The organism is Pseudomonas sp. LTGT-11-2Z (genome assembly GCF_003691445.1).
GTDB lineage: Bacteria > Pseudomonadota > Gammaproteobacteria > Pseudomonadales > Pseudomonadaceae > Aquipseudomonas > Aquipseudomonas monteilii.
In genome coordinates, this window is the sequence record NZ_CP033104.1 from 3,258,592 (window position 1) to 3,273,680 (window position 15,089).

Sequence of the window (15,089 nt, forward strand, 5' to 3'; positions counted from 1 at the left end):
CATAGCAACTAATTCGCGAGACTGTAGGAACATTCCTACACATTAAACCGATCAAGTTTCATTGAATCGGACCAACATCCTTAAGTAGAGCGCTCGAAACAATAAACATGACGTTTAAAGACTGGTTCATGCAAGAACTGCAGACGCTCCGAGAGCTGGGTGACGACTTTGTCGAGGATGATCCGCGCCTGGCGCCTTTCCTCGGCAGCACCGCTTCAGACCCGGGCAGTGCGCACCTGATAGAGCACTTCGCCTTTCTGACCGCCCGCCTGGCCATGAAGATCGAAGACCATCTGCCCGAACTGACGCACCCATTGCTGCAGCAGCTCTACCCCAACGCGCTGCGCCCACTGCCGAGCCTGACCCTGATGCAGTTCCAGCCAGTCGATCACGCACTGAGTGAAACCCAGGTGCTGCCCAAGGGCACACCTGTTTTTTCCCGTCCCATTGATGGCGTCAGCTGCGAATTCCGTACCTGTGCTGCGCTGGCCATAGCACCGCTGGAGATCCGCAGCATTACAACCCAGCCCAGTGCCGAAGCGCCCGTGGTGCGCATCCGCCTCGCTGCCTTGTCCGAACAACCGCTGCGGCGTATGAAATGCGACCACCTGCAGTTTCATCTGGCCGGGGGCAACCGCAATGCGCTGAACCTCTACCAGTGGCTGTCACAGCACCTGGACAAACTCTACCTGCACATCGGCCAGCACCGCTTTGTTCTGCCGCCTTCCGTGACCTTCGTAGGATTTCAAGTCGATGAAGCCCTGCTGCCAAGCCCGGGCGAGCACATGGACGGCTACCGCATCCTGCAGGAGTTCTTCTGCTTCCCTGAACGCTTTCATGGCTTTCGCATTGAAGGCCTGACGGGCTACTGGCCCGATGAAGCCGCCGAGCACATCCAGTTGGAGTTGCGCTTCAACGCGCCCTTGCCGCCCGGCATCCAGATCGATCAAACGACGGTCCTGCTCAACTGCATCCCCGCCATCAACCTGTTCAGCTGCCCGGCCGAGCCCATCCCGCTGAATGGACAGGCGATTCGTGCCCCCATACGCGTAGGCCGCCAGGGTAGCCAAAAGGACGAGATCTTCAGCATCGATCGGGTCAGCAGCCAGCGCCTGAAGTCGAACGATCATGTGCAGGACTTCAAGCCCTTCGAGGCATTGCACCGTGATTTCCCGCTGGGCGAGCCGATACCTACCCGCTATTACAAGCTGGATATCGAGCAGGAACCGATCAACGACAAGGTGCAACACCTTATTCGCCTGGTGCACCACAACCTGTCGCCCTACCAGGGCCAACAAGAAGAGTTGAGCATCGACCTGACGTGCAGCAACGGCGCCCGGCCCCAACAACTGAAGGCGGGCGAGATCGACCTGACGACCCAGGACACCCCCTCCTACGTCACCTATCGCAACTTGACCCCGCCCACGCGCAGCTACCCGCCCATGCTGCAAAGCGGCGGCCACGATGAGTGCCACTGGGCGCTGATCTCCAACCTGGCTTTGAACAACCTGTCGTTGTCCTCCCCGGCCGCCCTCGCCTCGGTGCTGCGGGCCTACGACTTGATCGGTACGCATGACCTGCAGCAGGCACGCAGGACCTCCCAACGTCTCAACGCCATCAAGGAAGTGCGCAGCGAGCCCTACGACTGGCTGGTCAAAGGCCTGCCCGTGCGCGGCATGCGCACCACCCTGCACATCGACCCTGAGGGCTTCGAGTGCGAGGGCGAGGTACAGCTGTTCGGCAACGTGCTCTCTCACTTCATGACGCTATATGCGAGCAGTAACTCCTTTCATCAACTGCAGATCGTCAACACCGCCAACGCAACCCGCCAGCTATGGCCCGCCCGGACCGGGCGGCAACCGGTAATGTGACCAGGAGGTCCATCCTATGACCGTTACAACCTCTCAATCGTATGACAAGGACCAGAAAGACACGCGCGAATCCCCTTCATTGAGCGAGCTATTCCCACGGGTTGATGCCCTGGGCTTCGACACCCGCTCAAATACAGGCAATCCCCTCCACGACATCGCCTCACCGCTACTCGGTCTCGTCATTCGCCTGGAGGGCACCGAGCAGTATGACCACGTGGAGCAGCTGTACGCCCACGTCAAGGCCATGATCCATGGGATGGTCGAGGAAGTGCGCCAAATTGAGCACTGCGACGAAGGCGACCGTGTGGTGTTCTCCTACTGCCTGTGCTGCGTGGTCGACGAAGCCGTGATGGCCACGCCGTGGGGCCGCGACTCATCGTGGAAGGCAGAGTCGCTGCTCAGTGCCATCCACCAGGAAACCTGGGGCGGCGAGAAGTTCTTCAGCGTGCTGGAGCGGCTGCTGGCGGCACCCGAGAACCGCTACGACCTGTTCGTGTTCCTGTTCTGGTGCCTGGCATTGGGCTACCGCGGCAAGTACGCCAACCAGACCAACGGCGATCAGGAGTTGGAGATCTGGATCAAGCGCCTGCGCGACCGCATCGTTGAGCTGCGCGGCACCCGGCCCACCTCCGAACGGTTGACCGATCCGTTTACCAACGTGGCGCCCCGGCACTACCGCATGAACCGTCAACTGCCCTGGTGGACGCCCTGGGCGATCATGGGCGTCTGCTGCACGGGCATCTATCTGTACTTCGCCACCAAACTCAACGGCATGACCCAGCAGGTATTGGCATCACTGCAAACCATGCTCCAGCAATAAATCAATCGACGCTGTTTTGATATGACTCAACAGTCACCGCGCTCAATAGCGCGGCAAGTACGGCTTTGCACATTAAAGCCATGGAACTGAATCTTCGGAAACTTCCTACAAGTTCTTAGGAGGCCTTTACAGGAGTTCGCATGAGCAACTTGAACGCTGTGCGTTTTACCTTCAGTACACCGGCAGACGAAACAACCCCGTTCGATGTGGTGTCATTCGAACTGACCGAAGGGATTTGCCAGTTGTACTGCCTGAAAGTTGAACTGGTCAGCGATTTCGACAATGCCGACTTCGCCAACCTGCTCGACCAGCCCGCCGTGCTGACGATCTGGCAACAGGAACAACCGGTGCGTCACGTACACGGCCTGATCAGCAGCTTCGAACAAGGCAAGACCGGCCACCGCCGTACCCGCTACCGCGCCGTGATCGAACCGCAACTGGCCCGCGCCGGGCTGCAATCGGACTGGCGCATCTTCCAGCACCGCCCGGTCCCGCAACTGTTGGAGGAACTGTTCCGCGAACGCCAGTGGGGCACCCTGACCCAGTACCTGGTGAATCCGCATCAAAGCCGCGAATACTGTGTGCAGGCCGGTGATCTGGACCTGGACTTCTTCTGGCGCCTGTCCGCCGAGGAAGGCCTGGTGTCGATTTTCGAGCACAGCGAAGGCAGCCATGCCGTGGTGCAAGCCGACAAGGTCAATCAGTTCGGCGCCCTGGACGGCGAGCCGGTGCTGTACGTCGCCAACCGCGGTGGCATGGCCCCGCAACCCTGCCTGCACCAGTTCACCTACCGAGAGCAGGTTCGCACCAGCGTGCAGGTGCAGCGCGACTACACCTTCACCCACCCGCGCTACAACCTTGAACACACGATGTACCCCAAGCGTATGGGCAACCAGGGTAACGACTACGAGCGCTACCACTACCCCGGCCGCTACAAGCACGACAACGCCGGCAAGCCGTTCACCCAGACCCGCGTCGACGCCCTGTTCGCGGATGCCCGCGTGGCGGAAGTCGAAGGTGACGATGCGCGGCTGCAGCCAGGCATTGCCTTCGAGCTGACGGGCCATGCCCACGAGGACATGAACACCCTCTGGCGGCCGCTGCACATCAAGCATGTGGGGCGCCAGTTCACTGCGCTGGAAGAGGATGCCGCCGAGGCCGAAACAGGCACCTCCTACACGCTCACCGCCACCTTGATTCCCGCCGAGGTCGAGTGGCATGCACCGGCCTGCCGCAAACCGGTGATCGAAGGCCCGCAGATGGCCAAGGTGGTCGGGCCGCCCGGCGAGGAAATCTACTGCGACGAGCACGGCCGCGTGCGCGTGCAGTTCCCCTGGGACCGACTGGGCCAGGACGACGACAAAAGTTCATGCTGGGTACGCGTGACGCAGGCCTGGGCCGGCGCCAGCTGGGGCCATGTGGCCATTCCGCGCATCGGCCAGGAAGTGGTGGTCAGCTTTCTCAACGGCGACCCCGACCAGCCGATGATCACCGGGCGCAGCTACCACATCGTCAACCGCACGCCGTATCGCCTGCCCGAGTTCAAGGCAGTCAGCCCGATCCGCAGCAAGGAGCACCACGGTAAACGCCACAACGAGCTGCGCCTGGACGACACCACCGGGCAGATCAGCGCGGCGCTGATGAGCGACCATGACCACACCGCGCTGCACCTGGGCTACCTCACCCACCCCCGCCACTTCGGCGGCCAGCCCCGTGGCCAAGGCTTCGAGCTGCGCACCGACACCCACGGCGTGGTCCGCGCCGGTGGCGGCCTGCTGCTGACCACCGAACTGCGCGCCCGCGCCGTGCAGCACCACACCGACCTGGGCGAAACCGCCGAACGCCTGAAAACCGCACAGGAATACCACACCACCTTCGCCAGGGTCGCCCGCGATCACCAGGCCCAGGAAAGCGGCGATCAGGATGAAGTGGGCGAAGCGCTGAAAGCGCAGCACGACGCCATCTGCGGGCATCGTGGCAACCCGCAAAGCAACCACTTTCCGGAACTGGTCGACCCGCAGCTGGTGCTGGCCAGCCCCACCGGCATCGCCGCCACCACGCCGGAGTCCACCCACATCGCCAGTGGCGAGCACCTGGGGCTGAGCACCGGGGGCCACACCAGCATGGCCATCGGCAAGCGCTTGCTGATCAGTGCCAGCCGCGGGGTTCGGCAGTTCGTGCAGAGCATGGGCTGGCGGCTGGTCGCGGCTACGGGCGATATCGACCTGAAGGCGCTGAAGGACAACATCAATCTGCTGGCCAAGCTCAAGGTCAGCGTCACGGCAGAGCGCATCACCCTCAGTGCCAAGGAGGAGTTGGTGATCCAGGCCGGTGGCAGCAGTACCACCTACAACGCCAGCGGGATACTGCACGCCACCGCTGGGCAATACACCGGGCATGCGACTGACTTCATCTACAAGGGCTCGAAGAGTCAGGCGGCGGCGTTTCCCGAAGACGTCAAAGCGGGCAATGGCAACCTGGAGCTGTTCCAGCACTACGCGAACAACCATGCATTCAAGGGGGCCAAGTACGAGGTCGAGGATGCACTTGGCCAGATCGTCAAAGGCACATTGGACGAGAACGGCTTTGCTGCCATATCCGGACTCGCATCGGGGCCAGTAAAAGTCCGGTTTGGCCGTGATCAGACCAAAGCCGTTTCCGCAGCACCCTTTGCGCAACAGCCTTCCGATCAAAGCACGCCCCTCAGCCCCGCAGCGGCGATGCAGGAAGCCGTGAGCCAACTCATCAAATCTGGCGAGATGGACGCTCACGATGCCAAGCGAGTCTTCCAATCCGCCCTGAAGGCACCGCTCACGACTGTCGCCCTGTCTAAAGAGCTCCCGCTCCCCACTGCAAGGACAAACCAACATGGATAGGTGCAGCGGGGTGGTTGCCCCTAAAGAGACGTTCGATGAAGAAGACGTAAAAGTCGGGGCAGAGATGCTGGCCAAATGGCTAACAGATCTCACGGGAGACGCCGTCAACTGGAGGACTGTTATTTCTGTAGGCGAGATGCTGCCTGTGGCCGGGTCCATCTTTGCCGCAACAGATGCCATTGGCGACATCATCGAACTGGCCAAGGGAGACAATGCCTATAGAGCTGACCCGTTCAACTGGGTAGGGTTGGGTATCAATCTGTTTGCGATCGCCCCCCTACCGGGTGTCGGGCCTGCACGGAAGGTCATGCGCCCAGCGCTGAAATCGCTGAGAACCGCATCCAGGGACGGCATTCCTCAAGCGCTTCTCAAAGCCATTGAAGGCGCACTCGCCCATGTTTGCCCCGGCGAGCTTGAAGCGTTCATCGCCGAGATCGAAGCCAGATTGCAAAGCATTCTGGCCAGCTTTGCCGAGAAGATTGTCGAGGTGTGCAGGTTCCTTGCCGACTTGATCCGCTCGGTGGCAGATGGAACGGTGAAGGATGTTGCCCTGACAGCCCTGTTCCCAGGAATGCGGTTGGTGGCAGAAGCCTCTGACTTCTTCAAACGTAAGACCGGCTTTGGCTTCAGCAAAAATGAACTGGGCTTCGGAGAAAGCGAGAAGCTAAAAGCCCTGCTTGAACCTATCGCGCAAAGCCTCGAAAGCATCGGCCGGATGGCCGGTGACAAGGTCGTTGCCATCGGTAACAAGGCGGACTCAGGCAGCATCGCCTCTATCCTCGGCGTACTCCGCCTGGCATTGAGTAGAAGAGCAAACACCCCAAGACGAAGCAACATCGCACCTGGTTCAACCAGCCAAAGTCGTAATGTGCAGGGGCGACAGGCCACCGAGGCGGCCCCTGGGCAGCGGGCAACAAAGGCAGACCCAAACTGCAAGAAGCGTGGGGCAAAAGCGGGTACCAACTGCAGCATCAGCTTCGCCACGGGCAGTGAAACGATCGTGCATACCGATTTCCAACTGCCTGGCGTCTTCCCCATCGAGTGGAACCGCACCTACCGCTCTTCGCTTTCAGCATTTGACAGCGGGCCCTATGGAGCGCGCTGGATCACGCCGTTCGCCACTCGCTTCGATCTGAACGACGACCAACTCACCTACCATGGCACTGACGGCCGCAGTCAAAAGTACTCCCTGCCGAAGCTCAACGGCAGCCACTACGATGCGATCGAGAATGTGGTTATCGCTCGCACCGCCATAGACACCCTTGCCCTGCTTCGCGGTCATGAAAGCCAAGAGATCTACCAGCGCCACGGCAACCAGTTCCGCTTGAGCACCATCAAAAACAAGGGCGGTTCCAGCATTGCCCTGCACTACGAACACCGCGTGGCCGACACTGCCGTCCTCTCCGATCTGGTGACCTACCAGCACGACACACCACACCAGCATATTCACACGCAGATTGATGACCAGGGCCGCATCATCGCGCTTTGGCTGATGCACGAAGGCCAGCCGGAACGCCAACTGGCGTCCTACACCTACGATGCGCATGGCGACCTGTGCAGCGCGAGGGACGAACATGGCGCCGAATGGACCTACCAGTACCAGCACCACCTGGTACCCCGCTACACCGACCGCACCGGCCGGGGCATGAACCTGGAATGGCTCGGCGAAGGCGCCGATGCCAAAGCCGTTCGCGAGTGGGGCGACGATGGCAGCCTGGACACCCGACTGAGCTGGGACCCGAACATTCGCCTGACCCGCATCGTGGATGCCAACGGCCATGAAACCCAGCACTTCTGCGACATTCTCGGCTACCCCTATCGCATCATCCATCCCGACAAGAACGAAGAATGGCTTTACCGGGATGCCGCCAAGAACGTCACCCAGCACATCCATACCGATGGCAGCAGCGATGTCTATGCCTACGACGAGCGCGGCAACCTGCTGCAACACACCCGCCCGGACGGCTCATCGGTCCACCATGCCTATGACGACCTGGACCAGCGTTTCAAGACCCGCGATGCCGAGGGCGGCTTGTGGCGGTACGACTACGACCAGCGCGGCAACATCATCGAAACCCAGGACCCGCTGGAGAACAAGACCCTCTACACCTACAACAGCGACAACCTGCCCATCGCCATCATCGATGCCAACGGCGGTGAAAAGAAGCTGGCGTATAACCGCGATGGGCAGCTGACGAGTTACACCGATTGCTCAGGCAAGACCACACGGTGGAAGTACGACGCGCTTGGGCAACTGGCCAAGCTCATCAACGCCGCCGGCGAGGTGACCGAATACCAGTACGAAGCGGGTCAGCTGGTGTCGCTCATCCATCCAGACAAAACCACAGAACGCTTCGAGCGTGATGCCGAAGGCCGCCTGCTCAGCCACACCGATGCGCTGCACCGTCGCACTTCATGGACCTACGACGAAGCGGGATTGATCCATCAGCGCCTCAACGCCAACAGCACCACGCTCACCTACCATTGGGACAAGCTCGGCCAGCTCGTGCGCCTGCGCAACGAGAACAACAGCGAGGCCAGTTTCAAGTACGACCCCGCAGGTCGCCTGCTGAAGGAAACCGGCTTCGACAAGGAAACCACCCACTACCTCTACGACAACGGCAGCAACCTGCCCACCCGCCGTGTGGATGGCGACAGAACCACCCACTTCGAATACGACCCCATGGGCCGACTCATCCAGCGCAAGGCTGGACGGCGTGGCGGTGAGAAGTGGGAGGTTGAAACGTTCGCCTACGATGGCAATGGCAACCTGCTGGCGGCCAACAACGGCGCCTGCAGGCTGCACTGGTTCTACGATGCGGCAGGCAACAACACCCGTGAGCATCAGTGGCTGGATTACCTGGTCAAGCCACAGGTTGCCGTGTTCAAGCATGAGTACGATGCCCTCAACCAACGCATCGCCACCACCCGCCCCGATGGCCACCGGGTCAGCTGGCTGACCTACGGCAGTGGCCACCTGCTCGCGCTAAAACTTGATGACCAGGAACTGATCAGCTACGAGCGTGATGACCTGCACCGGGAAATCGGCCGCGTGCAAGGCAATGGCCTGGTCCAGCGACAAACCTGGAGCCCGAATGGCCAGTTGCTGGAACAGACACTGGCCCGCCAGGGAGAGTCCAAACGCATCGCGGCGCGCAGCTATCGCTACGACGAAGCGGGCCAGTTACACCACATCAAAGACCTGAACCGTGGCGATCTGCGCTATCGCTATGACCCGGTAGGTCGCTTGCTGGAGGCCAGGCACAACTACGAGAAAGAGACGTTCGCCTTCGACCCGGCGAGCAACCTGCTGGACCCAGAGGCACCACCGGGCCCCAATCCGCACTCGCCACGCAAGCTGATGGACAACGTGCTGCGCAGCTACTGCGGCACGCAGTATCGGTATGACGAGCGCGGCAACCTGCTGGAGCGCATTGAAAACGGCAAGACCGGCAAATTCACCTGGGACCTCTATGACCGGCTGCGGCGCTACGAAGATGACCGGCTGGTTGTCGAGTTTGGCTACGACGCGTTAGGTCGCCGTGTGTACAAAGATTCTCGCTCGAAGTACCGCAACCAGGTACAGGCTGGGCCGGTCTGGAACGAGAACGCACGGCGTGCGCTGGATGAAAAGCTGGGCTGCGATCTGACGCTGTTTATCTGGGACGGCGACACGCTGGCGTTTGAGCAGCGCGGTCGGGAGGGCAAGGGGCGGACTACGCACTATGTGTTTGAGCCGGGGAGTTTCATCCCTGTGGCGCAAGGGGTGATGAATCATATTGAAGAAATGCTGCATCAGCCGAGATATGCGTTTCCGTATGACGTCGACCGAGATCCGGTTTGGCAACACAAGCCGACTCCGAAGCCATTAGACGCTCTCTGCTGGTATCAATGTGATCACTTGGGTACAGCGACGGAACTCACCTCCAGTGATGGAAAAATTCAGTGGAGCGGGGAATATAGTGCTTGGGGACATGTTAGACAGAAACAGCTCGACACCGAGCCAGCACAAAATTTTAATTTGCTGCGTTTCCAAGGCCAATATTTTGATACTGAAATAGGACTACACTATACTCGACACCGCTACTATGATTCGCGCCTTGGGCGCTTCATTGGAAAGGACCCGATTGGTTTCTTAGGCGGCATAAATATATATATGTTCGCCCCCAACCCGACGGAGTGGATAGATCCGTTAGGTCTAGCGCGAAAATGCCAATTGGGCACGTACGAAAGCTTAACAAGTTTAGAGACTAACAGAGGAGATCAACTGGATGCACACGAATTTATAAGACACGAAGCACTTGAGCAAATAGGACTAACTCCAGAGGGGAAGCGCAACAAGAACAATCCTTCCATAGCCATACCGCGCCCAATGCACGTCGATGCTCATAGAACAGAAAATCGACTGGCGTCGTTACACTTAGGCTTAGGGCGCGAGGAATTCCAAATCGGCTCCAATGGAAAGCCGAGTAAGCGGCAAATGGATATATGGCAAGGAGCATTAAGAACATCCGGAGTGCCGGCCTCCCGTGCCAGAGCGTTACGCAATAATGCACAGCAATTTCTAGATTGTAATTGCCCCTGCCCGTAGAAGGATGAATAACATGTTCAAAGAATTGATTTTTACCAAACACCCTCAATCAGCTGAGTTGCCGTTCATCGGTGGCGAACCATACATCCCCAAAAGCATGCCGTGGCCAATAGACAAACTCGGAAATCCACTTCTGCACTTGGCAAGCCTGCCCGCCACGTTCATCACAAAGCACATAAGCGGAATAGCCATAAAGCCAAATCTATTGATCTCAATATTCACACCATACTCCGAGTCAGATGAATATATTGACGTCGCGTTAAATGAAGGCGGAAAAGTAATTGCCTATACACCTTGCAAAACACACTCAAACACCTTTAGCCCAGTGCTTGATAGCTACTTGATATCAATAAAGGAAAACCCCGAAGATGATAGCCCAGATAACGGAATCGCAAAATTAGGCGGCACTCCGTCTTGGCTCCAAGAAGAATATGAGACGAACCAAATATTTATCCTCCAAATTAACAGCTCAAGACTGAATAAATCAGCGTCAAGCCACAAAGGAATACTTGTGGGTGGTATAGGCTATCTACTGCTGAAAAAAGAGATCATGAACCAAGACCAAGCAGCCGGATCATTCGTAATTCAAACCACTTAAAATACCACTTGAGGAGTTATAATGAAATCTATCATTAGACTAGGGGACGTGTCAGATCATGGCGGTACGGTTATTACGGCCATACCCAATACAAATCTCAACGGCAAACCCATGGCGGGCAAAGGCAGCATGGTGTTCTGCCCACTCTGCAAGGGCGAGTTCCCAATCATCGAAGGCAGCGACACCTACCGCGTCAACGGCATCCCCGTCGCCCTCGACGGCATGAAGACCGCATGCGGCGCTAGCCTGATCGCCAGTGCATCGCATGGCAGCGTCCATAGCTGAGCCAACTAGGCCAAGTGAAGTAGGTGAACAACAGACATCCAAGCAGTATGTCTGTTGCCGCCGCTCCAAGCGTGCTCTGCTTCGCGGCCATGAAAGCCAGGAAATCTACCAGCGCTACGGCAACCAGTTCCGCCTGAGCACCATCAAGCACAAGGGCGGTTCCAGCATAGCCCTGCACTACGAACATCGCGTAGCCGACACTGCCGTCCTCTCCGATCTGGTGACCTACCAGCACGACACACCGCACCAGCATATTCACACGCAGATTGATGACCAGGGCCGCATCATCGCGCTTTGGCTGATGCACGAAGGCCAGCCGGAACGCCAACTGGCGTCCTACACCTACGATGCGCATGGCGACCTGTGCAGCGCGAGGGACGAACATGGCGCCGAATGGACCTACCAGTACCAGCACCACCTGGTACCCCGCTACACCGACCGCACCGGCCGGGGCATGAACCTGGAATGGCTCGGCGAAGGCGCCGATGCCAAAGCCGTTCGCGAGTGGGGCGACGATGGCAGCCTGGACACCCGACTGAGCTGGGACCCGAACATTCGCCTGACCCGCATCGTGGATGCCAACGGCCATGAAACCCAGCACTTCTGCGACATTCTCGGCTACCCCTATCGCATCATCCATCCCGACAAGAACGAAGAATGGCTTTACCGGGATGCCGCCAAGAACGTCACCCAGCACATCCATACCGATGGCAGCAGCGATGTCTATGCCTACGACGAGCGCGGCAACCTGCTGCAACACACCCGCCCGGACGGCTCATCGGTCCACCATGCCTATGACGACCTGGACCAGCGTTTCAAGACCCGCGATGCCGAGGGCGGCTTGTGGCGGTACGACTACGACCAGCGCGGCAACATCATCGAAACCCAGGACCCGCTGGAGAACAAGACCCTCTACACCTACAACAGCGACAACCTGCCCATCGCCATCATCGATGCCAACGGCGGTGAAAAGAAGCTGGCGTATAACCGCGATGGGCAGCTGACGAGTTACACCGATTGCTCAGGCAAGACCACACGGTGGAAGTACGACGCGCTTGGGCAACTGGCCAAGCTCATCAACGCCGCCGGCGAGGTGACCGAATACCAGTACGAAGCGGGTCAGCTGGTGTCGCTCATCCATCCAGACAAAACCACAGAACGCTTCGAGCGTGATGCCGAAGGCCGCCTGCTCAGCCACACCGATGCGCTGCACCGTCGCACTTCATGGACCTACGACGAAGCGGGATTGATCCATCAGCGCCTCAACGCCAACAGCACCACGCTCACCTACCATTGGGACAAGCTCGGCCAGCTCGTGCGCCTGCGCAACGAGAACAACAGCGAGGCCAGTTTCAAGTACGACCCCGCAGGTCGCCTGCTGAAGGAAACCGGCTTCGACAAGGAAACCACCCACTACCTCTACGACAACGGCAGCAACCTGCCCACCCGCCGTGTGGATGGCGACAGAACCACCCACTTCGAATACGACCCCATGGGCCGACTCATCCAGCGCAAGGCTGGACGGCGTGGCGGTGAGAAGTGGGAGGTTGAAACGTTCGCCTACGATGGCAATGGCAACCTGCTGGCGGCCAACAACGGCGCCTGCAGGCTGCACTGGTTCTACGATGCGGCAGGCAACAACACCCGTGAGCATCAGTGGCTGGATTACCTGGTCAAGCCACAGGTTGCCGTGTTCAAGCATGAGTACGATGCCCTCAACCAACGCATCGCCACCACCCGCCCCGATGGCCACCGGGTCAGCTGGCTGACCTACGGCAGTGGCCACCTGCTCGCGCTAAAACTTGATGACCAGGAACTGATCAGCTACGAGCGTGATGACCTGCATCGGGAGATCGGCCGCGTGCAAGGCAATGGCTTGGTCCAGCGACAAACCTGGAGCCCAAATGGCCAGTTGCTGGAACAGACACTGGCCCGCCAGGGAGAGTCCAAACGCATCGCAGCGCGCAGCTATCGCTACGACGAGGCGGGCCAGTTACACCACATCAAAGACCTGAACCGTGGTGACTTGCGCTATCGCTATGACCCGGTGGGTCGCTTGCTCGAAGCCAGGCACAACTACGAGAAAGAGACGTTCGCCTTCGACCCGGCGAGCAACCTGCTGGACCCCGAAGCACCGCCGGGCCCCAATCCGCACTCGCCACGCAAGTTGATGGACAACGTGCTGCGCAGCTACTGCGGTACGCAGTATAGGTATGACGAACGCGGCAACCTGCAGGAGCGGATTGAGAACGGCAAGGCCGGCAAATTCACCTGGGACCTTTATGACCGGCTGCGGCGCTACGAGGATGACCGGCTGGTTGTCGAGTTTGGCTATGACGCGTTAGGCCGCCGTGTGTACAAGGACTCACGCTCGAAATACCGCAACCGGGTACAGGCGGGGCCGGTCTGGAACGAGAACGCACGGCGTGCGCTGGATGAAAAGCTGGGCTGCGATCTGACACTGTTTATCTGGGACGGGGACACACTGGCGTTTGAGCAGCGCGGTCGGGAGGGCAAGGGGCGGACTACGCACTATGTGTTTGAGCCTGGGACCTTCGTTCCGGTCGCGCAAGGGGTGATGAATCATATTGAGGAGATGCTGCATCAACCGAGGTATGCGTTTCCGTATGACTTCGATCGAGATCCGGTTTGGCAACACAAGCCGACACCGAAACCATTCGATGACATTGAATGGCACCAATGTGACCAGCTCGGTACATCATCAGGAATAACTGATAAAGACGGAAAGTTGACAGAGCAAGGAAGCTACAAGGCTTGGGGGGCGTCGGCTGAATCGTCGAAAGATGGAGGTGGTCAATTAACAACAAACAGCCTTCTTCGCTTTCAGGGCCAGTATTTCGATGCCGAAACAAAACTTCACTATAATCGATATCGATACTATGACCCGCACACTGGTCGCTTCATAAGCAAGGACCCAATTGGCTTCTTAGGTGGGCTGAACATCTTCATCTTTCCAAGCAATCCAGTTCAGTGGACTGATCCGTACGGGCTTAAGAAGAAAGCCGCCCCCTCCTGCTGTCCAACAGAAATTGACCCCTGCGCCGATGATGGCAAGACTCACATCGTATACCAAGCCCCAGATCCAAGGCACAAAGACCAAAATGACAACCCCTTGATCTATACAGGGAAAGCCTCAGGCTATGGGACACCGGCAAGTGTTCTCAGCAGGCGATTCAGTGGCGGCCATCACCGCAAAATCGACCTAAGCTCTGCCACAATCATACATACTACAGATTCTTATGCAGCGGTGAGAGGTATCGAGCACATGGAAAAGGTTCAACTCGGAGAAAGAGCAACCAAACAGAACAACCCCATAGGGGGCCGAAATAGAAACAAGCCGACCTATATAGAATGCGCAGAGAGGCATCTAGCAAAATGAAAAGCAAGAAGTTAAAGGTGATCCCTGGGGACATATTTGCGGTCCCGCTATCAAGTCGAGAACCACTCTACGGATACATTCGGGCATATCAAGACCCTGACATAGCAATTCTCCCCATCGTCTCTAGGGGCATACTATCAAATATCATGAATTTCATAGAGCTCAAATCTTATCAGGATATTCTAACCATACGAAAACCCATGGAAAACGGCGAATGGCCGAAAGTTGCAAGCATCCCATTTCCAGACGAAGAGTCAACATGGGCCCCTCCTAGGAAACAGGTATCTGACATCAGGCCTGACATTCGCCTAGTCGTATCAAAAGGTGAATTCATCCCTGCCTCCATATTTGGGAAATTCGAGGAGCTCCCACCGCTCGTAAAATTAAATAGTGAGGCACTTATCCAGAGAATCCTTGAGCTTTCAAAAGAATTCAACACGCTCAATAGAGATGACAGCAAGTGACCCATAAGCTGATGGGCGGAGCCGTAAAGCGCAACAGTCCGTTACCACTAAGAAAGAGAAATCGAATCACTCATATCGATTGCAATGAGACAACGAAAAGGAAACATGACTTCAGATTACTATAGGAGCAGGAGTCGATGGATATTGTTCGCTTAGATGACACTACGGACTATTAGGGAAGGGT

8 protein-coding genes are annotated in these 15,089 nt (G+C 58.1%); all 8 read left to right on the forward strand.

Going from position 1 to position 15,089, the window contains the following annotated elements:
- Positions 1–107 precede the first annotated feature (107 nt).
- The 8 genes from tssF (at position 108) to D8767_RS15210 (ending at position 14,905) form a co-directional block, all read left to right on the forward strand.
- Positions 108–1,871, forward strand: a complete 1,764-nt coding sequence (gene tssF / locus D8767_RS15175; protein WP_028699153.1) for a type VI secretion system baseplate subunit TssF — start codon at positions 108–110, stop codon at positions 1,869–1,871.
- 16 nt (positions 1,872–1,887) lie between these two features.
- Positions 1,888–2,691, forward strand: coding sequence for a type IVB secretion system protein IcmH/DotU (icmH, locus tag D8767_RS15180; RefSeq protein WP_121757662.1), 804 nt, complete (start codon positions 1,888–1,890; stop codon positions 2,689–2,691).
- 140 nt (positions 2,692–2,831) lie between these two features.
- Positions 2,832–5,567: a type VI secretion system Vgr family protein gene (locus D8767_RS15185; RefSeq protein WP_122048338.1), complete on the forward strand. Its 2,736-nt coding sequence runs from the start codon at positions 2,832–2,834 to the stop codon at positions 5,565–5,567.
- Positions 5,560–10,158: an RHS repeat-associated core domain-containing protein gene (locus D8767_RS15190; RefSeq protein WP_177412724.1), complete on the forward strand. Its 4,599-nt coding sequence runs from the start codon at positions 5,560–5,562 to the stop codon at positions 10,156–10,158. The genes D8767_RS15185 and D8767_RS15190 overlap by 8 nt, the downstream gene beginning before the upstream one ends.
- 13 nt (positions 10,159–10,171) lie before the next feature.
- Positions 10,172–10,756, forward strand: a complete 585-nt coding sequence (locus D8767_RS15195) for a hypothetical protein (RefSeq protein ID WP_016715576.1) — start codon at positions 10,172–10,174, stop codon at positions 10,754–10,756.
- Between the two features lie 21 nt (positions 10,757–10,777).
- Positions 10,778–11,041, forward strand: coding sequence for a PAAR domain-containing protein (locus tag D8767_RS15200; RefSeq protein ID WP_029380352.1), 264 nt, complete (start codon positions 10,778–10,780; stop codon positions 11,039–11,041).
- A complete protein-coding gene (locus D8767_RS15205) occupies positions 11,022–14,441 on the forward strand; it encodes an RHS repeat protein (RefSeq protein ID WP_177412725.1) in 3,420 nt (1,139 codons plus the stop codon). Before D8767_RS15200 ends, D8767_RS15205 begins: the two co-directional genes overlap by 20 nt.
- Positions 14,438–14,905 carry a hypothetical protein gene (locus tag D8767_RS15210; protein ID WP_028698813.1) on the forward strand — a complete coding sequence of 156 codons (468 nt, stop codon included), beginning with the start codon at positions 14,438–14,440 and terminating at the stop codon, positions 14,903–14,905. The genes D8767_RS15205 and D8767_RS15210 overlap by 4 nt, the downstream gene beginning before the upstream one ends.
- Positions 14,906–15,089: the final 184 nt, after the last annotated feature.